Here is a 21384-nt window from a genome sequence, read left to right on the forward strand (position 1 = left end):
CTCAACGGTTTCAACTTCAACCAATCAGTGATTGACTCTCAAGGTCGTGTAGTTAACACCTGGGCTGACATCATCAACCGCGCTAACTTGGGTATGGAAGTAATGCACGAGCGTAACGCTCACAACTTCCCCTTAGACTTGGCTGCTGGTGAAGTTGCTCCTGTTGCTCTGACTGCTCCTGCTATCAACGGCTAATTGTCTGAGATAACAATAGCTTCTCTGTGAATTGAAAAGCGCTCTCCCGATGGGGGGCGCTTTTTTATTGTGGATTTGGGATGGTAGAAAAGATTGATTTTATTTTAGAGCCAAAATTGGCGATCGCCTTCAACGGCTCCTGGCGCAATTCCTTGCAAACGCCGATAAGCTATGATATCGGAACCATACAATGGTACTGGTAAGCGAGGCTCTTTTAGCGCCCCATGATGCAGCAATGTCAATTTCAGTGTAGCTTCTATTAAACTTTCAATTGATACTTGCTGTTCATGTTCAAGATCGGGAATCACCTTTAAACGCAGAGGATAGGGTAAACCCATTTTCTCAGACTTTACTTCAGTAGTGACTAAAATTACTTCATACGCTGATAAGCGAAGAGCTAACCCTTTATTTGGTGCTGTGACTACAGACTGCTGAAATTTATATAGTCGCGGAATCTGTGATTTTATACATTCAACCAAAATAAACTGGGAATTAATCGCTTTTGCTCGTTCTCGTAAATGCTGGACTTCATCACCACAAAAATGTCCATCGCGGTATATTAGTACAGTTTTTCCACTCAACTCAGCAGATGGAAGAAACCTTTCTAGTGTTCGTTTATCAATTGTTTCACCCTCTGTTAAAGCATCTTCTAATCGATAACGAATGAATTCTCCTTGCTGATCGTAGAGACGCACACTTGCATAGACATTTCTAGTTCCTGTCCCCTTTTTTTTGGTAAATCTAGAAATATCTAAGCCAATAAAATAATCAGCAACTTCTAGAGGTTCTGCCAAAATAAAAGGCAAGTTTCCCAACTTTGCCAACATTCCTGGAATTACTTGGTGGAGGATATTACCATAATTGCTTGTGTTTTTTAAGGTATCTTCATAAATAACTTGACTAGCAATTCCACGCCGGAGTAATCGGGAAAAAATAAACGAATAGAAGCTACCATCTTCACTATGATCGGTATTGCGATCGCTCTGGGGTAGAAATGAGCAGTTTTTCCAGATGTGTCAGAAAAACCGCGATTATCGATTTGAGCGCACAGCATCAGGGGAATTATTAATTATGGCACCTACAGGTAGTGATACTGGGAATTATAATTTTGATCTAGTTGTTGAATTAGGTATCTGGAATAAACAGACTAAATTAGGTAAGGGGTTTGACTCTTCAACTGGCTTCACTCTACCTAATGGTGCGGAACGTTCTCCTGATGTGTCATGGATCAAAATAGAACGCTGGAATGCTTTAACCCCAGAACAACGAGTAAAATTTGCGCCGATTTGTCCTGATTTTGTTGTAAAATTACGTTCCCCTAGCGATTCTTTAAAGGATTTGCAGGAGAAGATGCAAGAATATATTGAAAATAGCGCTCGCTTAGGTTGGTTAATAGATCGCAAAAATCAGCGCGTAGAAATTTATCGTCCGGGAAAAGATGTAGAAATATTAGATAATCCGGTAAGTTTATCTGGTGAGGATGTTTTACCTGGATTTGTATTACATTTACAGCAGATTATGTAATTTTAAAATTTTTTGAATTAATTTAGGATTGATGAGTTTGTTTCACCAATTCATCTAATTCTTGCTGCATTTGGTTAACAACTAATTCATAACATGCATTGACATAGTTGCGATCGCTCGCCGCTTCTCTGCCATAATACTCAAACTTAATCGGCGGACATACTCGTGTATGAATAGTGACAGGGAAAGGGATGTTTGGCAATGGGCCAATAGATAATCCCCAAGGTAAACCAAGGTAAATTGGAAATACTACAGGATCAACCCCAAGTATCCAAGGCATCCCTAATTTGTGGAGTTGCTGCACAATGTTATAACACTCAGTCAGCACAATTAGGGTATCATGGGCACCAGAGGATATTACTGGTAAAATTGGTACTTTTTCTCGCAGTGCTAGCTTAATAAATCCTTGTCGTCCAGCAAAGTATATTTTGTTGCGTAAACTATAAGGACGAAAAACATCTTCCGCACCCCCAGGATATACAAGCACGCTAGCACCACTGCGCAAAGCCGCATAAGCCATTTTTGGATGAGCTATGATTGCTCCCCCCTTGGCTGCTATTTCAGCGATTTGTGGCGTTACTTCCCAGACAGTAGGATGCATTAAACCGTAGATTGGTTGCTCTACACCAAATCTTCGGAACCAGTCATACATCATCATCAACATATCTGGCGCTGCTAGCCCCCCATTATGGGAACCAACAAATAAAACTTTTTCTTGGGGTGATACATGCTCCCAACCACTAGTTTGCACGCGAAAATAGTGGTCATAAAACCACCCAAGTATGGGCATGATTGATTCTATGAATCTGGGATCTCGCCGATCCAAAGACCAACCAAGTTTTGTATCGTGATGATGTTGTGTTTCTGACATTCACGAATCTTAACAGGATCGTAAAGCTCAGACAATGATTCCTGTAGAGATTTCTAGACAATTGCGGAAATTTCAGTAGATTTAAGGATCTGCAAAATTTCTTGAGATGCGCGATCGCACACTCCCACTTCTCCTAAACACTGGCGCATTTCTTGATAATCTTGGAAAGTTTGCTGTTTTTTCGCGTTATTCAGCAATAATTCCATCGCCGCTTGAGTAATATTGTCAGCTGTCGCCGCTTCTTGTAATAACTCTGGCACAATTTCCCGCATCACTAGTAAATTAACAGGTGATGCAAAGGGAATCGAACCTTTAAGAATTTTCCGCGCAATCCAAGCGGTAATCGGATTTAAGCGATAGACAACGACTTGCGGCACATTTAACAAAGCCAGTTCTAAGTTAACCGTACCTGATTTAGTAATCGCGAAATCAGCAGCCGCAAAAACTTCTTTTTGTTGTCCAGATAAAACAGTAGCTCGTAAACCGTAACGCCCAATAGCAGCTTCAATTGGCTGTCTAAAATCCTCCAAAGATAGGGGAATCCAGAAATGTACCTCTGGTAATTTAGCTTGTATCGTTTGTGCTGCTTGAAAAATTATCGGTAACAGATATTTTAATTCTTGTTGTCGAGAAGCAGGTAACAGAGTAACTGCGATCGCCTCATCAGCAATTCCCAATTTAGCGCGGGCTTCCTGGCGGCTGGGGGCGCTTTGCATCCGGTCAACTAGGGGATGCCCCACCCAGGTAACATCAGCCCCTGAGGAGCGAAAATAACGGGCTTCTTCTGGAAAGATAGCTAAGAGTTTCTTAGTAAAGCCGACGATGCGGTGAGTATTGCGCAAATTTATTGACCATACCCACTCTTGGGGAGCTATGTAATAAACTACTGGGACATTAGGCAAATGTTGCTGCATATAAGTGCCAATACCCAGATTCGGACTCATATAGTCAATTAGCAACACCAAATCTGGGGGATGTTGTTTGAGATAAGCGATCGCTTTGCGTTGTACTAGAAGTGTTGGTATTAAATAAGGCAGGGCTTCTAAAATTCCCATTGAACCAATATGACTAGTATCGCCAATGATAGTTGCGCCAGCTGCTGCCATTTTTTCGCCACCCAGCGCCACAATCTCCAGTTCTAAGCCAGCAGCCACAGCTTGACGCTTGAGCGCCGCAATTATTAGAGCACCTTGCAAATCGCCAGATACTTCGCCAGTGCTGATAAATATCCGCATTGATTAATTAGGGAGAAATAACAAATATTTTTTTATCTCACGCATTCGGTGTAGGCGTTCCCGCAGGTAGGTGCAAAGACGCAAAGTTAAGAATACTCAATTCCTGGTGAATGATACATCTTGATTGAATCTCTTACCTCTGTGTTCTCTGCGCCTCTGTGGTTCAATAAAATAGTTTTTAACCGCAGAGGCACAGAGGAAGCAAAGACAAAAACAAAGACTTTCTGAACACCTGGAAAAGAGTAATTTCTCTTCCTTGGCGATCTTGGCGGTTTATTTTTCTGAGTTTGAGTTGAGAATTGAGTCCACAACTCAAACTTCTCTCTCAACTTACGACTCATCACTACCAGCGCTGACTTTCCCCTTACCAGGAATTAAACCACGTCTTCCCGGCATTTTAGAAAGTAGTAGAAAGCGCCGTAGATGTTGTAGCTGTTCGGTATCGCCTAAAATTTCTAACTGTTCCAACGCCTCTTTAAAGGTTAAGTTAGAGCGATAGAGAATCCGAAAGGCTTTTTTGAGCATTTGGATCTCATTTGCATCCATCCCAGAGCGTTTTAACCCTACTAAGTTGAGGGTGCGGACTCTTGCTGGATTACCTTCCACAAGCATATATGGTGGTACGTCACGGTCAATACGTGCCATACCGCCAATCATGGAATGTTTGCCAATACGTACAAATTGGTGAACTCCCAAAACTCCACCTAATCTAGCTTTAGATTCGATGTAGACATGACCCGCTAGCGCCACTGAGTTGGGGATAATTACATGATCTTCAATCACGCAGTTATGAGCCACATGGACATAAGCCATCAGCAGGTTACCATTGCCAATGATGGTTGCTTCTCCCGCACCAGTAGCGCGGTTGATAGTAACATATTCACGAATTTGGTTATTGTCACCAATTTTGACCCAGGTAGGCTCTCCTACATATTTAAGATCCTGAGGTTCCATGCCAATAGTTGCACCAGGGAAAATCTGATTTCTTGCCCCAATTTCGCAAGGCCCTTCTAGCACTACATGAGCGCCAATTATGGTTTCCGGGCCGACTTTAACATGCGCTCCAATCACAGCATAGGCACCGACTTGCACTGATGGGTGGAGTTCCGAGTTAGGATGAATTACAGCAGTTGGGTGAATAAGCGTCTTCAAGGGTGAATCTCCAGAACTGTCTTGAAAGCCTGCGCCTTTAGAGGTTGCAAAAGCAGCGCGATGCTGGGGTGAACCCCATTGTCGTGACTACCATACCCATTTAGGCGACTGGCATTGCGGAACGTTGAAATACTTAGCTACTGAAAAACTAGGTCTTCAGTGACCGAAGTGTCGGGCAAAGCAAGTTAGGTGTGAGGGCGAAGAAATTTAAGAAATTATAAATTGCTATTGTGGCATGTTTATTTTACTGTTATCCTTTTTCAGGTCTCAGTAAAGGCACTTCACGGCTGTGCCCTTACCACAAGAGTTAGGTTTTTAGTTTACTAGAGAAAACATCAATTCGCCTTCAGCAGCTAACTGACCATCTACTTCAGCACGACCTTGCATTTTACCGAAACGACGCTGTTTAACCCATAACAGTTCCACTGTCATGATCAGCTGGTCTCCTGGGACGACTTGGCGACGAAAGCGAACTTTATCGATACCAGCAAAGACAAACAGTCCATCTGTTTCAGAGTCTGAGAGTTGGGTTAAGACTATGCCTCCTACTTGTGCCATTGCTTCCACAATCAACACTCCTGGCATGAGGGGTCTTCCTGGGAAATGTCCTTGAAATTGCGGTTCGTTGATGGTGACGTTTTTCACGCCGACTGCTGATTTGCCGGGAACATAGTCAATAATTTTGTCTACCAGTAAAAACGGGTAGCGGTGAGGCAAGAGATTTTGAATTTCTTCGCTAGTGAAGGTTTTTTTCACCTCTGGCATACTTTCGGCTTCAACGATAGAAGCAGGGGCGATCACATCGGTGGAATTGGCTTCGGTAAGGGTTGTCATTGGCTGTGCGCTTGTTTTTGAATCTGGAATCGAGTCAGCGAAGGAGTCTTAGATTTTAGATTTTGGATTGATTGAGCAATCTAAAGCCCCAAATCTAAAATTCTTTGTGCCAGTTGAATATGTAAATTGTGGCTGGCTTTGTACGCTAAGAAGTGAGCCGAGGGAATATTTCCCACTAAACTCAAATCTCCTACTAAATCCAAGATTTTATGACGTACTGGTTCATTTGCAAATCTTAATGGTGGATTTAACCAGCCATCAGGGCCGCAAACAAGGGCATTTTCCAAGCTACCACCCTTAATCAAGCCAGATTTTTGCAAATGTTCGATTTGATGCAGTAAACCAAAGGTACGTGCGGGAGCAATTTCTGAAGCAAAGCTAGTAGAGGAGTTGCCCACATCCGCAGATAGTGACCAACTGTGCCATTGGTTACCTATTGTAGGTAAGTCAAAGTCAATCCCGTAGCTAAAGCGCGTTTCTGGTGAGGGGATAGCAGCAACAAAGGTATCGCCTTCATAAATCCAAATTGGCTCTTTAATTACCGGGGATAATTCGCTATCATTCACGGGTTGTGACAGCAAGCCAATTGTGGCAATACTTTCTGCCCATACCCGCGCTGAACCATCCAGCAACGGTAATTCTGGGCCATCAATTTCAATTCGGGCATTATCTACACCCATACCCACCAGAGCCGCCAACAAATGCTCTACAGTACGAACGCTGACCTCACCCTTACCCAACTGGGTAGAGAGAACTGTTTGACTAACTGCTGCAACTTGGGCGGGAATAATTGGCGAATTTGGTAAATCTACGCGCACAAAGTAGCGCCCGCTACCCACTTCGGCTGGTAGTATCCGTACCTGGGTATTCACACCGCTATGCAGCCCCACTCCGGTTTGAGCGATCGATGCAGCTATTGTGTGTTGTTGCATAAGCAAAAAGTCAATTTTTTGCGGTTGGTATTGTTCATGCTCAGATTTATAAAACCTGCGAACTGCACCTGAAAATATTAATCTTTCCTGGTTAGGGGGCAAGAGTCAAGTGTCAATGGTCAATGGTCAATGGTCAATAGTGATTGATTTTTTTCAATTAACAACTGACAACTGACAATTGACCAACTTAAAACCTTTCCCCAATACCAAAGTTAATGCGGCTATCACCGTCATCGCTTATACCATAGTCAATCCGAATCGGCCCTAGTGGTGATTGTACGCGGACGCCTAGACCATAGCCGTACCCTGTGCCATTTTTGTTGAGTAATTCAGCGGCTCTGGTACTGGTGCCTAAATCGCTACCGAAGTCAAAAAATAATGCACCACTAACTACGGAAAATACGGGGAAGCGGTACTCAACGGAGGCTTGGACGTAACTGCGAGAACTGGTTAATGTTCCGTCTTCATAACCACGCACGGAGTTACTACCACCAAGGGTGAAGGCTTCATAGGGTGGTAAGTCACCTAAAACTGTACCTCCCTGCAAGTTGAAGGCGAGAGTTTGCGGCCCTTTGCCAATATTAATTAAGCTGACGGGAACATATTGGCTATAACTACCGCGCAAGCGAGTCAGGAATATATTTCCTTGGCCTATAGGTACTGACTGATCTACCCCGAACCGGAGATAGGAACCACTGGTGGGTTGTAAGGGGTTATTGCGGCGATCGCGTTGTGCGCCAAGTTGGAATAACAGCAAATCGTCATCACCTGAACCAGATTGAGTCAGGGGAATTAATTCTGTCGGCTGTCCATCCCGATAAATGGTACCTTGGTTTCTGCTATTGCCATCAGCATCTTTGGTGGAAACCCGTTGATATTGAAACCCAGCGGAAGCTGTCCATTCGGAATTGGCGTAAGGATTAGCCGAAAGCGGACGGGTAAAGGTTAAACCACCACCTAAACGAACAACACGCGGGCGATCGCCTTCGGTGTCACCAGGGTTAAAAGTCTCAATATTGTTATCTTTGCCGTCAAAAATCAAGGAAATTGAGCGGCGACGGAAAATATTAGCTGTGTAGGAAGTTCGGTAGGGATCGCCAGCAAGCCAAGGATCTGTAAACCGCAAATCAAACAATAATTCCCGTTCGCCTACTTGTAATTCTGCGCCCAGTCTTTGGTTTCTACCATTCAGGTTTTGCTGCTGATAACTAATAGTACCGAATAGTCCACTAGCAGAACTTATCCCTGCACCAGCCGCAATGGAACCACTGTTGCGTTCCGCCACATTCACCACTACATCTACTTTGCTAGGGTCACTACCAGGGTCGAGGGAAACGTTGACATCTTCAAATATTCCCAACCCAAATACCCGTTGCAGGTCTTTTTGCACGGTGTTGCGGTTGAATACCTGTCCTGGCTTTAACTCTAGTTCTCGCGTGATGATATAGTCCTGTGTTCGACCCCGGATGGGTTGTCCTTGATCGTCTACATCCTGACCTTCTTTGTTGCGGAACCGGACTTTAATATCTTCTACTACCCCTTCTGCTACTTGCAAGGTGACAACTCCACTTTCGGAGATCTGGGGTGCGCCGATGACATTGGCGAGTACGTATCCGCGATCTTGATAGCGCTTGGTTAATTGCTTGATACCTTCTTGCAAGTCGCGTAAGTTAAGAATCCTACCATACTGTTCGCGAAACACTTCATCCGCGGTATTTTGTGGTAATACTGAAGCTACATTTGTACTAGGATTGGCTTGGATTTCTACTTTGGTGAGGACGGGGTTGGGTTGGACGACAAAGCTTACCCGCACACCCAATGGTGTATCTTCTGGCACCGCTTGGACGTTGGAGAAGAAGCCTGTACCAAAGATGGCATTAATATCTTCTTGGAGTTGGGAACGGGTGGTTGTTCTTCCCGGTTGAGTACGAATAACTGAATAAACTTGATTCTCCAATTCTGGTGCTAATTGCCCAGTTTGGGGTCTTACTGCTACTTCTGCTACTAATACTCTGGGTTCAGCGGATTCGGTAGTCTGTTCTTGATTGTTGGGAAATACAGGAGGGGTAGTATTATCCGGGGTTGGAGTCGGGGCTGGAGTGTTATTAGGTGCAGGAGAAGAAGCTGGTTGTTGGCTACCTGAGGGGGGAATGTTAGGAACTGGTGTTTGGGGAGAATTTTGGGCAGTTGTTGACTTGGTTGTCGGGATGATGAATTGCGGTGTTATTTGGGGTGTTGCAGTTGCTGGCGAGGAATTGGGCAATACGGCGATCGCGCGAGGTTGCAGCCCCTCTAGCCCCTTTACCCCCGGACGAGCAGCTACGGGCGGCATAGGGATAGTTATGGACTTTACTTTCTGTGTGGTCGCTTTAGGGAAAGCCGCAGCGATTGTTTGGGGCTTGAGACCCTTTAGTGCTCTCACCGCAGCGCTAGGAAGTGCAGGACGAACTGGTGTATTTTTCGGTGTTGTTGTCGTGGGTACGATAAATTCTGATGTGCTATTCCCCAGTGCAGAATTGGGGACGGCGGCGACAACAGAAGGTAAATCGATCCGTTCTAATGCCAAACTCTCGATAGATGGCGCAGAAGGTTTGCTATTTTCACTAGAATGCTTTTGTGCTTGTGCTTGATTGACTTTATCTTCAGGCTGTCTATCGGTCGTTGGCGTTAACGACTCTGCTGTCTGTTGAACATCATTAGCAGTTTGTGCATTTGCACTTAGCGGAGTACTTAAAGGGGCGGCAATTGCTACTGCTGCCACCACTACGGGAGATAAACGCATTTTATTTTAATTCCTCTTCTCTTCCACACACCATCAAAAAGCAATCATGCTCTCATGTAATAGGGTAAAAAACAAAAATATTCTTTTTACCGTTTTTATTTAATTTTGGCTTTCTACTGCTTGTAGAACTCTTTGTAAAACCTCCTGGTAGGCATTTTCTATATTTCCCAAATCTTTACGAAAACGGTCTTTGTCCATAATTCGACGGTTAGTATCCGCTTCTGCTGTGTTCCACAAACGGCAAGTGTCAGGGCTAATTTCATCTGCCAAGAGTACTTGATTTTGTGAATTTAAGCCAAACTCTAGTTTGAAGTCTACTAAGGTGATGCCACAACCCTGCCAAAAACTACGCAGGAACTCATTGATTTGCAATGCTAGATGGGTAATTGTCTCAACTTGTTCCGGAGTAGCTAGTTCCATCAAGAATAGGCGATCGCGTGTTAGTAAGGGGTCGCCTAATTGATCGTTTTTATAATAAAACTCTACCAATGGCTGTTTGAGTATTGTGCCCAATGGTAGACCAGTTTGCGCGCATAGACTACCCGCAGCAATATTGCGCACAACTACTTCTATAGGTACAATTTTTACTGCCTTTACCCGCATTTGATTTGGGGCTGGGTTGTCAATAAAATGAGTTTTTATACCTTGTGCTTCTAACTGCTGAAACAGCTTACTCGATATAATACAGTTAATGTTTCCCTTACCTTGGATACTGCCGCGTTTTTGGGCATTAAAGGCAGTGGCATCGTCTTTAAAATCAGCCAACAAGACTTCAGGATCGTCCGTCGTGTAGAGGATTTTTGCTTTGCCTTCGTATAACTTGGAATGAACAGACATGGTGAGCAGTAAATTTACAAGTGATGGGCAGATCTTTTTGCTGAAAGCTAAACCATTTTATCTTTAGTTATTAGTAATTAGCTATGACTTAGCAATTAGCCTGCCATCACTATAAGCAGATAGCGCACCTATTTGATTTGTGAATTTACTCCAATATGTAGTCGATCGGCAATAGCCGTGGCTGTGCGATCGCTTCAGCAATACGGCGGTAGGCTGAGCCAAAACTAGCTCGCTACTGTTTTCCCCCAACCAACCTCACCCAGTCGAGCTTAGAGGTTTCCCCTGAAGTAACTCTCAAGGAGGATGAGAGCAGATTATGTCTTTTTTTCAACTATCAAACCGGATTATCAGACACATGCTAAACTTTTTTAAAAGTGTATTTTTTAACAATGCAAACAAGTTTTTATATCCAGGAAAAACAGATTATATTTGCTAATATAGTATATATTAATACATGATAGTTAGGGCTTTTAGCTTAGTTAATGTGGTTCGTTATTTCGGGCAATCATGCACTAAGATCAAATGAATTGGCAACTAGCAGGATCTAACAAATCCTATTGTTGCCGAGATAATTAAAAAACCTTCTTGGTAAATCTTGCTATTTTTAATGATTTTTAGCTTTAATAATCTCTGGTCAAAATTAGAATTGACAAATTTACCCAAAAGGTTTAAACAAGAGGGGTTAAAATTTTCAATTACTCCCGACTGGACAAAACGGAGATGTAGAACGGCTAATGATTCAGCTTCAGATATAAATACAGGGGGGAGTTGAAGCAGTGGAGAAAAAAACAGTGACTAAAGATGATTTTCTCTATCCTCGTGGCCGTTACTACGGTCATGTGAAGCCAGAAAACTTGGTTTTCAATGCAAATCTACAGGAATTTGCCCAGCGTATAAGTTATATTTGTAATTTAGAAACTGGGGGTAAGTTACCGCCTGAAGAAGCTTACAAACAAATCAAAGAGCTTTGGAAACAGTTAAAGCGGACAAAAAAACAACTAAAAATTGGTGAAAGTCCTTTTCAGGATGACGAGGGTAACCAGGATGAGCCTGAAGGGTAGAGTTGTCAAAAGTCTAGAGTCCAAAGTTGAGAATTTCTTGACAATTGACCACTAACCACTAACCACTGACCATTGACAATTTACTTAGTAGCCATTGTCCAAACACCATCCCAAGAACTAGGGGGTGGTGTTTGTTGGTAATTATGGGCGCGTTCTAGATGGATATTAACAGCTTGGTCTTGTGGGCGAATGGTTTTGGCGTTTTCAAAGCAGTCAATTGCCCGTTGGAAGTTACCTGCTAAATAAGCCATCCTGCCAGACTGATAATAGAATAAAAATTCCTGGGTAGCATCATCTAGAGGAGTAGTGCGATCGCTAATTAACTCATAGATGTTGACTGCTTGATGCTTGCCTTTCACCCGAATTTTATCTAATTGTCGCGCCCAAATGCGATCGCTGCACAGGTTATAAGTAAATTCGCTTAAAACAATATCACAACCATATTCTTTAGTTACACCTTCTAAGCGAGAGCTTAAATTGACACCATCGCCAATAACGGTGTAATCCATCCGTTTGTGGGAGCCGATGTTACCAGAAACCACTTCGCCAGAACTAATACCGATACCGATATGAATTTGTGGTTGTGCTTGAATTATCCGCCGTTGATTAAATTCTGCCAGGCGGTGGCGCATATCGAGTGCAGCTTGTACGGCGCGCCAAGCATGATTTTCTGTCAGGGGTAAAGGCGCACCAAACACCGCCATTAAAGCATCGCCAATAAATTTATCTAGAGTGCCCTCATGGTTAAAAACGGCCTCTACCATTGTTTCAAAATACTGATTCAATAATGATACAACTTCTGCTGCACCGAGATTTTCTGTGAGGGTAGTATATCCGCGGATATCAGAAAATAAAATTGTTACTTCCTTCCTTTCTCCTACCATTAAAGCATCCTCCCCCAAAGCCATGACTTGTTCAGCTACATGGGGTGTGAGGTAGCGGTACATGGTAGTTTTCATCCGTTTTTCCTGGCTGATGTCTTCCAACACCACCAAACCACCGCGAACCCCGCCTTCCGGGTTAGTTAAAGGATTAACCGTGAGATTGGTGCTGCGTTCAACTTTTTGTACCTCACTTGCACTCAAAAACTTAGATTGGGGAGTCAGGGGTAAATTCCAGGGAATAAAAATCTCAGGATTTTGGCGATCGCACAATGCCAAAATTAAGGAACCAGGAGTATAAAGCGGTTCTGTTGGGGTAGTGGTGTTACTTTGGCTGGGATGCTGCTGATTTTTGCTTGCATCCGCCTCACTCTTGACACGATTCTCAGAACTTGGGACATGATACAATCCCACCGTCAAATTTTGTTCAGGGACATAATGTTTAGCCCCTGTTTTTAAACTATCTTCCAACCGCATTTGTAAATTTTCAATGGGTACAACTTCCCAAACAAAGCGACCAAGTAAATTGTGTTCCCACAAATGTTTTTGATTTTTGTGTGGATTGTCGCCAATGGGACAACCAAGTAACTCTAAGGCCGCATCATTAATTGTTACAATCCGGCCTACCATATCTGTAGAAATTACAGCATCAGATAAACTTTGTAAAATATCTTTTTGGTATTGTTTTTCTAACAGTACATTTTCAAAAAGACGGGCATTTTCCAAAGCAATTCCAGCTTGGATATTAAAAGCCCGCATAAATTCTTCATCAGAGGCAGTAAAACTACCTTGTTGCTTATTAATTAATTGGGTGACACCAATTAATTCATTGGCAGAATTAAATACTGGCAAACATAAAATATTACGAGTTACATAACCAGTTTTTCGATCTGTAGATGGATCGAAGCGGGGATCTCGATAAGCATCAGGAATATTCACCGCTTGTCCAGTTGCAGCCACATAACCGACAATTCCCCGATTGCAAGGCATCCGGATTTCAATAAAGTTTGTCCCATCTGCTGCCGCCGCCACCTTTGTCCAAAGTTCCCCCATTTCTTTACGATATAAAAATAAGGTGCTGCGGTCTGCTTGCATCAAAATCCGGGCTTGCTCCATGACTATCTGCAAAGTTGCTTCTAAATCTAAACTTTGCCCTAAAGTTTGAGTCGCCCTTAAAAGTGCTGTGGCTCCCCGTTGATTGCGAGCAGCAACATAGAAAGTTTGGCAACTTTCTAAAATAATGCCAATTGCTGCGGCAAAATCGCGAAATCGGTCTTCATCATGATGGTTAAAAGGAATATCCCCTGCTTTATTAGCCAGTTGCACCACGGCAACAATTTGGTTTTTACTGCTGACAACCGGCATACATAAAAGATTACTAATTTTGTAGCCCATTTGTTTTTCTAATTCTGGGCTAAATAGGGGATGAGTAGCAGTTTCAGATATATTTAAACATTGGCCAGTACTAGCAACATGACCAGGAATACCAACAGAAATTGGCGTGCGAATTTCTAAAAATTTTTGACTATTATCTTGCGGAACTTTTGACCATAGCTGGCCTTTGTCATAATCTACTAAAAAAATTGCCGTGTGTTCTGCTTGGAGAATTTGACCAATTTTTAATGTAATTGCTTCTAAGACTTTCTCCAGCATCGTTTCTAGAGCTTCATTATTGATTAATTCAATAGCTCTAAGAAATTGCTGGAATTCAGCAGTAATAAAATCTAATAAACAAACAAATTCATTAACAGAAAGATCTTTAACGCGACGCAGCAAGGCGTGGGTACGATTAACTTGAGTGAGTTCAGTTAATGTAGCCAAGACGCTACCAGGGTTAGGGAGTGTCATGGAGATTTACAGACAGGGTATGAGGGAACAGGGCTAGAGGCTAGGGGCTAGGGGCTAGGGACTAGGGAGGACAAGGAAAACAAGGAGGAGAAATGATTAATGCCCAATGCCCAATGCCCCATGCCTTCTTTTATACGTCCTAGTGTACGCAGCTAATAATGGCTATTTAGACTACTTTTGTCAACTTTTGCGAAAAAATTATTTTTTGATAATAATCTTGTAGCTGGCGTGTGGCGTTTGCCCATCCCCACCTTTCAGCTTCTTTACGAGCATTTTGACGGATTGAATCACGTTCTTGTTTCTCCTGTAACAGGCGAACAGTAGCGGTAATTGCACCTTTAATATCTGCTGTTGGCTCAAATAGATAGCCATTAACCCCGTCTGTAACAATATCAGGAATTCCCCCTGAACGGGCAGCTACTACAGGACAACCTGCGGCCATGGCTTCTAATAAGACTAATCCGAGTGTTTCTGTCCGGGAAGGAAAGATGAAAGCATCAGCACTAGCAAAAGCTGAACCTAATTCTCGCCCCATGAGGTAACCAACAAAGTTTGTATTAGTACCAGCGAAATGTTTTTCTAGTGCTTGGCGGTGGGGGCCATCTCCTACCAATGCTAACCGCGCTTGGGGAATTGCTTCGAGAATTGGTTTGATGCGCTCAATTTCTTTCTCAGCAGAGAGACGACCGACATATAGTAATAGTGGGCTTTGGGGATGATTTTGTGAGAGACGCGATCGCATTTCATCACTAGCTAAATCGGGATGAAATAATTCTGTATCTACCCCTCTTTGCCACAAATCTACCCGTTCAATGCCATGTGCGCTTAATTCTTCCACCATCGCTGTGGAAGTACAGAGATTTAACTGAGCTTGATTGTGTGCGCCTTTGAGTAATTCCCAAAGTAAACCCTCTAACATTCCTAAGCCGTAATGCTGGAGATATTGCGGTAAATGGGTATGGTAAGACGCGACTAAAGGAATGTTCAGGACTTTGCTATAAAATATTCCAGCTAAACCCAAAACCGCCGGATTAACGACATGAATAATATCAGGCTGAAACTCTTCTAAGGCATGACCAATGGCTGGTCGCGGTAGCGCCATTTTTAACTCTGGATATAATGGCAAAGGAAAGCCACTAATGCCGTAAACTTTAGCTCCTTTATGTTCTGTAATTCCGCCTTCTGGGGCAATCACTAAGACTTGATTTCCATGACGTTGTAGATGGTCAACGGTATGACGCAAGCGCGTTACAATACCGTCTACCTTGGGCAAAAAGGTTTCGGTAAATAGGGCTATTTTCATAAAAAACTATTCAGTCCAGGCAGATAATCCCAGCTTGTTTTGCGTTTGTTGATCAATCACAGGGTAAACCGTCTCGCGTGGTGTAATCAATTCTGCACAGTCAGAATTAATGTTTTGCCGTTGTTGTTGGACAAAATCGGAAATGTCCTCAATATGCAAAATCCAATCTTTGGCATAATTAGCCAGCACTTCTCCTCGCAAACCTAACTGGATAGCCCGTCGTTGCAATTTGTCCCCTGATGGGTGATGGTCTGGGTCCCACTGCAATCTTACTTGTGATTGTTTTAACTTTATTTTCCAGGCATTTTCACTGAGATATATTTCCGGAATAAATGTGGAATGTACTGCCTGTAATAACATTTTTTCAAAAGCCCAACGTTGAATCCAAATAGCTAATATTACTTCTTGCTCAGTTTTTATACCCCATCCGGAACGATACATCATCCACAAAAAATTCGGCTTGATCCAACTCATGCGCTCAAGACTAAATTCGCCACCAAAATACCCGTGGGTGGCGGCGAAGTGACCAATAGCTGGACGATATGCTTGATATACAACAATTGACTGGTCGTCATATTGGGCGAGAATGTGACGACCAGTTTGCGGCCAGCGACTAACTTGATTTAAATAAGGTTCTGTTATCAGTCGCACACAGATTTGCGTTATTTTCTATGCCAAGAGACTTTCGGCAGAATTTGCTGATTATCAACTCGTTTTTGATACTTGATGGCAAAGTTTAACAGTGAATCAAGTAGAGAATCCGAGAGATAGTGAGGTTGTAAGCCTAAATCGAGAAGTTTGGTATTTTTAGCGTTGAAATAATGTTCTTCTTTCTCAACTCTGGGATTATCGAGGTTATTGATTTCCACATTCAATCCCATTGCGTTCCCGGCTTTTTTCACCATGATCGCCAAGTCACCAACGCTGAATTGCTCGGTAAATTGGTTAAACACACGGAATTCGCCAGGTTGGGCTGGATTAGCGATCGCAATTTCAATGCATCGCACTGTATCCCGAATATCTAAAAATCCTCTTGTTTGTCCGCCTTTACCGTAAACAGTTAAAGGATGACCGATAGCTGCTTGAATACAGAAGCGGTTAAGTGCTGTACCAAACACCCCATCGTAATCGAGGCGATTGATCAACAATTCATCCATTCCTGTTTCTTCGGTTAAAACGCCATACACTACACCTTGATTTAAGTCTGTAGCCCGCAATCCCCATATCCGACAAGCAAAATGGATGTTATGACTGTCGTGGACTTTGCTGAGGTGATACATTGAACCTGGTTGTTTCGGATAAGGTAATGTATCTTTGCGCCCATTGTGTTCAATTGTGATGTAGCCTTCTTCGATGTCGATATTAGGCGTACCGTATTCGCCCATTGTCCCCAGCTTGACTAAATGACAGTCTGGGAAATCTTCTCGCATCGCATACAGCAAATTCAAAGTCCCGACCACATTGTTTGTCTGAGTTAGGACTGCGTGTTCGCGGTCAATCATGGAAAATGGAGCCGAGCGCTGTTCCCCAAAATGCACGATCGCACTAGGTTGGAATTTGTGCAGTGCTTTATGGAGGAACTCGTAATTAGTAATATCGCCAACGAAAAGGTCTATGGATTTACCAGTTAAATCGTACCAGCGCTGAATACGTTGCTGAATTGGCGCGATCGGAGTAAGAGTTTCCACACCTAACTCGTTATCCCAGTGCCGCCGCACTAAACTATCTAATATTCCAACTTCATAACCTTTATTTGAAAGGTAAAGAGCAGTTGCCCATCCACAATAGCCATCGCCACCAATAACCAGGACTTTCATTTTTACCTGTTTTCACTCGCTGTAAGCTAAATCTATCAGGTTTGTGTCACCACTCAACCACCCAAAGGCAGAAAATCGTCATTAGGGAATAGGGAATAGAGGCTAGGGAGCAGGGAGCAGGGAGCAGGGGGGAAATAAATAACTTTTACCATTACCTATTACTTATTGCCCAATGCCCAATGCCCAATGCCCCATGCCCCATGCCCAATGCCCAATAATTACTGCGGCACTTTATATTGTTGGGCGATGTAGTAAAAAAATCGGTAGTAATCAGTGAAATCTTGGTTTTCGCTGCGTCCTTGCCAGTAGTATTTAACTTGACCTTGAGTGATGGTGAGGGTCATGGAACTGCCTTGCTGTCCTACTTCCACCACCATAACTCCAGGTATTCCTTGGGCAGTTTTAAAGTTAGGATTTACTGTAATTTTGGCATCTGGGTTAGATGATTCTGGTAGCCGATTACCAGCCCATGCACGAATTACTACTGAGCTTTTTTGTGGCGAGACAAAAGCTATGCCATCGTTATTATCAGGAGGTGGTAAGGCATTCCAGTTACTAGGATAGGGAAACTCAAAGCCGTAGCGGTTATTAGTATAAGTCTTCCAAACTACATTGGAGGTGTTGAACCCAGGTGCTGTACACCCCCATAGCATGATTACTAAAGCGATCGCTCTGCTAAGTCTTTGGGCATTAAAATAAATTTTTCGCCCCAAACCACAGGCTGGAACCGTAGCAGTAGACATTATTAGCACCCAGTTATCATTTCTCGAAAATTGGTTTTAGTTTATACTCAAAACTCATTTTTCGCACGCTGAGTTTTTCATTTTTGTTTCAAAGGAATAGCGATCGCAAATTCAGTGCCTTGTCCTGGTGAGGAAATGCATTCCAAAGTGCCACCATGTTGTTTGGTAATAATTTGGTAGCTAATGGCCAGTCCCATACCTGTACCTTTGCCAACTGGCTTGGTGGTAAAAAAGGGATCGAATATTCGCTGTTTCACATTTTCTGGTATTCCCGGGCCGTTATCAGCAATCCGAATTTTTACTTGCTCTGATTCTATTATTTGAGTGTAAATTTTAATTTGCGGTTCTTCTTTAAGTAATAATTTTTCTGTAGAAGCTTGACTATTGATGAGTGAATCTTCTAAGGCATCAATCGCATTTGCCAAAATATTGATCAATACTTGGTTTAGTTGTCCAGAGTAACATTCAACTAGAGGTAAGTTGCCATATTCTTTGATTACTTCAATTTTGGGGAGTTGATTTTTACTCTTGAGACGGCTATGTAAAATCATGAGGGCGCTATCGATTCCCTCATGAATATTTACCTCTTTAATCTCTGCTTCGTCCAATCGCGAAAAACTTCTTAAAGAAAGCACAATTTCCCGAATGCGAATTGCTCCATTTTGCATGGATTTCAGTATATTTGGTAAATCTGATCTGAGAAAATCCAGTTCAATTATTTCCCTAAAATCCTCAATCTCTGGTGCAGGCTTGGGATAGTATTTTTGATAGAGTTCTAATAATTCCAGCAAATCTTGAGTATAGGTATTGGCATGGTTGAGATTGCCATAGATAAAATTCACAGGGTTGTTAATTTCATGGGCTACTCCTGCGACTAATTGTCCCAAACTTGACATTTTTTCACTTTGAATTAACTGCGTTTGAGCATGTTGAAGTTCCTTTAATGTGGTTTGAAGTTTTTGTGTTTGTTGTCGTAGTTGTGCTTCTGAATTCAGCAAGGCGGCTTCAGCTTGTTTACGTGCCGTAATGTCGCGAAAATACCAAATTCTACCGTAAAAATCACCTGTAGGCGATCGCACTGGTGCTGAATAACGGTCAAATGTCTGCCCAGATTTGAGTAAAATTTCATCACGGCTATCTTCTTGGGGATGTTCATACAAATACTCAACTTTAGCCAAAAATTCTGAGGGATTGTCTAATTTGTCTAATACCCATCCCAAGAGTTGGCGATCGTCATTAGTTGCGAGTATTGATGCCGGAATTTGCCATAATTCAGTAAAATTTTGATTATAAGATGCTACTAAACGATTTTCATCAATTATTAAAATCCCATCAATAGAAGCTTCTTGTTGTGCTTGCAATATAGCATTACTACGTAACAGGGCTGTTTCTGCTTGCTTGAGTTGAGTAATATTAGTAGCAGTACCTGTTATGCCTAAAATCTTGCCAGTTTCATCTTGTAATAAGCAGGCATTACACAGCAAATTTAACTGCTTACCATCTTTAGCTAAGACAACAGCTTCATAATGATAAACTGACTCAGTTGTGAGTTCTTGAGGCAGAATATTTAGGCTTTTTTGCAGTTGTTCTGGCGGCTCAAACTCGCTACAGTGATGACCAATCATGTCTTCTGGTTCATAGCCACAGATCGTTTTTACAGCCTGATTCACAAAGATAAAATATCCTTGGTTATCTAATGACCAAATCATATCTTGGCAGGTTTCTACTAAGTGACGATACTTACCTTCACTCTCCTGCAAAGCTTTTTCTGCTTGTAAACGCTTGATACCTAAAGCAATTTCATTAGCAGCTAATTGCAACGCATCTAAGGTTAATTCTGTGAGGGGATGACGAGCAAACATTGCAATTACACCAACCAGATTTCCATCTAAAATTAAAGGATATCCAGCGAAAGCAACCATACCTTCACGCTGCGCCCATTCTTTATCCCCCACAAGCGGATCTGTTAATACTGAATTAGTTAGGTGAGGTTGACGTTCTTGGGCGATTAATCCAATTTTAAACATTCCCATAGGAACGCGCCTATGGGGCCCGTCAATGTGAGTATACATTCCTGAACTAGCTTGTAGTTCGAGTACATTTTCCTGGGGATTTAATGTCCAGATGCGCGCAAAAGCAGCATTCAAATGTTTAACTACAGCATCTGTACAAAATTTAAGATTAGCTTGTAATGTAGAACTTTGAGTAATAGCAGTATTAATTTCTACATGAAACGCTGCTAAAGATACTTTTTCTGCAAGTGCTAATTCTGCTTGTTTGCGAGCAGTAACATCTTGACATGTTACCAAAATTCCTAGGAAATTATGTCGCTTATCTCTTAAGGGGATTTTATGAGTTTCTAACCACAGTTGTTTACCATCTGCTTGAGTATATGCTTGGACAACACCATACTCTGGTTGTTGAGTTGCTATTACTTGTAAATCTGACTCCCAAAACCAGTCAGGCTGGTCTTGATTTTTAATTAAATCATAGTCAGTTTTACCAATAATCTGATTTATTTCATCTACGCCTATAATTTCAGCGAATTGTTGATTGCAACCTAAATAAACGGAATTAATATCTTTCCAATAAGTTGCCAGAGGAATATTATTGATTACTTGTTGCAGTATTTGTTGTAAAGAGCGGATTTGAGCTTCTTCTAATTTTTTTTGTGTAATATCACGAATAATCCCAATTAAAAACTCATGGCCCAATTCATCTTCAAAAACAGATCTTTTAATTAATAAGCAAGACTTTACACCATCTAGATTAGTCCAATATTCTTCTGTTTCATTAGCAGTCCCAGTATTAAAGACAAATTCATCTTGCTGGCGCAGTCTATTTGCTTGATTTTTAGAAAAAATATCATATTCTGATTTGCCAATTAATTCTGCTTGTTTAAATCCCAGAAATTGACAATAAGCTTCATTCAGAAATACCCAGTTATGTTGACGGTCTTTGACAAATACTGGGTCGGGTATATTATAAATTATCTGAAGCAGAAAGTCTGGATAATATTTGAGAGCTTGCATATTATAATTTTGTTGAAAAATATCTAAAATTTATGTATTTACTTAAGGCAATTTAATAAAAATATTGTTTTAAAAATAAAGAGCAATCTTATTTTAATTTATGTACTATTTTTTGCTAACAGGATTTATACTGCATCTTTTTTAAAGAAGATTAAAGCAGAGATAGCTGATTCTGTAAGCTTGGAATAAATAAATTTATATAAAGTTATATAGTAATAATAAGTAGTAATTCTGAGGAAAATCTGAGGAATTATCTAGGTGAAAAATTTATTTCTATCTCTAGAGGTATTAATGAAACTCATTAGCTTTTAAATTGTTATTAATGACACAAATTCTA

The 21384-nt window shown here is 41.9% G+C and carries 17 protein-coding genes and 1 pseudogene; 3 read left to right on the forward strand and 15 right to left on the reverse strand.

From position 1 onward, the window contains the following. Positions 1 to 195, forward strand: a pseudogene (locus tag H6G41_RS31115) (photosystem II q(b) protein); the annotation flags it as partial. A gap of 104 nt (positions 196 to 299) precedes the next feature. On the opposite strand, the gene H6G41_RS31120 reads toward H6G41_RS31115, so the two are convergent. Beyond that, on the reverse strand, positions 300 to 1208 hold the full coding sequence (locus tag H6G41_RS31120) for a Piwi domain-containing protein (RefSeq protein WP_308796773.1): 909 nt from the start codon (positions 1206 to 1208) through the stop codon (positions 300 to 302). Between H6G41_RS31120 and H6G41_RS31125 the strand changes: the two genes are divergently transcribed. Further along, complete coding sequence (locus H6G41_RS31125; RefSeq protein WP_242038117.1) at positions 1168 to 1719, forward strand: Uma2 family endonuclease; 552 nt, start codon at positions 1168 to 1170, stop codon at positions 1717 to 1719. The genes H6G41_RS31120 and H6G41_RS31125 overlap by 41 nt on opposite strands. A 22-nt stretch (positions 1720 to 1741) precedes the next feature. Here H6G41_RS31125 and H6G41_RS31130 read toward each other — a convergent pair whose 3' ends face one another. The 8 genes from H6G41_RS31130 to H6G41_RS31165 form a co-directional block, all read right to left on the reverse strand. Next, positions 1742 to 2590 (reverse strand): lysophospholipid acyltransferase family protein, encoded by an 849-nt coding sequence (locus tag H6G41_RS31130; RefSeq protein WP_190751841.1) that lies wholly within the window; start codon positions 2588 to 2590, stop codon positions 1742 to 1744. Between the two features lie 53 nt (positions 2591 to 2643). Then, entirely contained in the window at positions 2644 to 3825 is a 1182-nt protein-coding gene (lpxB, locus tag H6G41_RS31135) for a lipid-A-disaccharide synthase (protein WP_190751843.1), read from the reverse strand. 330 nt (positions 3826 to 4155) lie between these two features. Beyond that, positions 4156 to 4977, reverse strand: coding sequence for an acyl-ACP--UDP-N-acetylglucosamine O-acyltransferase (gene lpxA, locus H6G41_RS31140; RefSeq protein ID WP_190751845.1), 822 nt, complete (start codon positions 4975 to 4977; stop codon positions 4156 to 4158). A 315-nt stretch (positions 4978 to 5292) separates the two neighbouring features. After that, positions 5293 to 5811, reverse strand: a complete 519-nt coding sequence (gene fabZ, locus H6G41_RS31145) for a 3-hydroxyacyl-ACP dehydratase FabZ (RefSeq protein WP_190751847.1) — start codon at positions 5809 to 5811, stop codon at positions 5293 to 5295. Positions 5812 to 5891: 80 nt separating this feature from the next. Beyond that, complete coding sequence (gene lpxC / locus H6G41_RS31150; RefSeq protein ID WP_190751849.1) at positions 5892 to 6743, reverse strand: UDP-3-O-acyl-N-acetylglucosamine deacetylase; 852 nt, start codon at positions 6741 to 6743, stop codon at positions 5892 to 5894. 187 nt (positions 6744 to 6930) lie between these two features. Further along, positions 6931 to 9525 carry a BamA/TamA family outer membrane protein gene (locus H6G41_RS31155; RefSeq protein ID WP_190751851.1) on the reverse strand — a complete coding sequence of 865 codons (2595 nt, stop codon included), beginning with the start codon at positions 9523 to 9525 and terminating at the stop codon, positions 6931 to 6933. 99 nt (positions 9526 to 9624) lie between these two features. After that, entirely contained in the window at positions 9625 to 10362 is a 738-nt protein-coding gene (gene purC, locus H6G41_RS31160; RefSeq protein ID WP_190751853.1) for a phosphoribosylaminoimidazolesuccinocarboxamide synthase, read from the reverse strand. Positions 10363 to 10443: 81 nt separating this feature from the next. Next, positions 10444 to 10584: a hypothetical protein gene (locus H6G41_RS31165; RefSeq protein ID WP_190751855.1), complete on the reverse strand. Its 141-nt coding sequence runs from the start codon at positions 10582 to 10584 to the stop codon at positions 10444 to 10446. A 554-nt stretch (positions 10585 to 11138) separates the two neighbouring features. Here H6G41_RS31165 and H6G41_RS31170 point away from each other — a divergent pair. Next, positions 11139 to 11423, forward strand: a complete 285-nt coding sequence (locus H6G41_RS31170) for a hypothetical protein (RefSeq protein WP_190751857.1) — start codon at positions 11139 to 11141, stop codon at positions 11421 to 11423. 80 nt (positions 11424 to 11503) lie between these two features. Here the strand turns inward: H6G41_RS31170 and H6G41_RS31175 are convergent, their stop codons facing one another. The 6 genes from H6G41_RS31175 to H6G41_RS31200 form a co-directional block, all read right to left on the reverse strand. Continuing rightward, positions 11504 to 14152, reverse strand: coding sequence for an adenylate/guanylate cyclase domain-containing protein (locus H6G41_RS31175; RefSeq protein WP_190751859.1), 2649 nt, complete (start codon positions 14150 to 14152; stop codon positions 11504 to 11506). Positions 14153 to 14318: 166 nt separating this feature from the next. Beyond that, positions 14319 to 15455, reverse strand: coding sequence for a glycosyltransferase family 1 protein (locus tag H6G41_RS31180; RefSeq protein WP_190751861.1), 1137 nt, complete (start codon positions 15453 to 15455; stop codon positions 14319 to 14321). 6 nt (positions 15456 to 15461) lie between these two features. Next, positions 15462 to 16106, reverse strand: coding sequence for a DUF4291 family protein (locus H6G41_RS31185; RefSeq protein ID WP_190751863.1), 645 nt, complete (start codon positions 16104 to 16106; stop codon positions 15462 to 15464). Between the two features lie 11 nt (positions 16107 to 16117). After that, positions 16118 to 17272, reverse strand: coding sequence for an NAD-dependent epimerase/dehydratase family protein (locus H6G41_RS31190; protein WP_190751865.1), 1155 nt, complete (start codon positions 17270 to 17272; stop codon positions 16118 to 16120). Between the two features lie 218 nt (positions 17273 to 17490). Further along, complete coding sequence (locus tag H6G41_RS31195; protein ID WP_190751867.1) at positions 17491 to 18015, reverse strand: hypothetical protein; 525 nt, start codon at positions 18013 to 18015, stop codon at positions 17491 to 17493. A 77-nt stretch (positions 18016 to 18092) separates the two neighbouring features. Beyond that, a complete protein-coding gene (locus H6G41_RS31200; RefSeq protein WP_190751869.1) occupies positions 18093 to 21047 on the reverse strand; it encodes a PAS domain S-box protein in 2955 nt (984 codons plus the stop codon). Positions 21048 to 21384 lie beyond the last annotated feature (337 nt).

It is taken from the genome of Tolypothrix sp. FACHB-123 (assembly GCF_014697075.1).
In the GTDB taxonomy this organism is placed as follows: domain Bacteria; phylum Cyanobacteriota; class Cyanobacteriia; order Cyanobacteriales; family Nostocaceae; genus Aulosira.

Coding starts and splice junctions, on each gene's coding strand:
- H6G41_RS31130 (WP_190751841.1), bottom strand. CDS start 2,590: ATGTCAGAAACACAACATCATCACGATACAAAACTTGGTTGGTCTTTG.
- lpxB (WP_190751843.1), bottom strand. CDS start 3,825: ATGCGGATATTTATCAGCACTGGCGAAGTATCTGGCGATTTGCAAGGT.
- fabZ (WP_190751847.1), bottom strand. CDS start 5,811: ATGACAACCCTTACCGAAGCCAATTCCACCGATGTGATCGCCCCTGCT.
- lpxC (WP_190751849.1), bottom strand. CDS start 6,743: ATGCAACAACACACAATAGCTGCATCGATCGCTCAAACCGGAGTGGGG.
- H6G41_RS31155 (WP_190751851.1), bottom strand. CDS start 9,525: ATGCGTTTATCTCCCGTAGTGGTGGCAGCAGTAGCAATTGCCGCCCCT.
- purC (WP_190751853.1), bottom strand. CDS start 10,362: ATGTCTGTTCATTCCAAGTTATACGAAGGCAAAGCAAAAATCCTCTAC.
- H6G41_RS31175 (WP_190751859.1), bottom strand. CDS start 14,152: ATGACACTCCCTAACCCTGGTAGCGTCTTGGCTACATTAACTGAACTC.
- H6G41_RS31180 (WP_190751861.1), bottom strand. CDS start 15,455: ATGAAAATAGCCCTATTTACCGAAACCTTTTTGCCCAAGGTAGACGGT.
- H6G41_RS31190 (WP_190751865.1), bottom strand. CDS start 17,272: ATGAAAGTCCTGGTTATTGGTGGCGATGGCTATTGTGGATGGGCAACT.
- H6G41_RS31195 (WP_190751867.1), bottom strand. CDS start 18,015: ATGTCTACTGCTACGGTTCCAGCCTGTGGTTTGGGGCGAAAAATTTAT.
- H6G41_RS31200 (WP_190751869.1), bottom strand. CDS start 21,047: ATGCAAGCTCTCAAATATTATCCAGACTTTCTGCTTCAGATAATTTAT.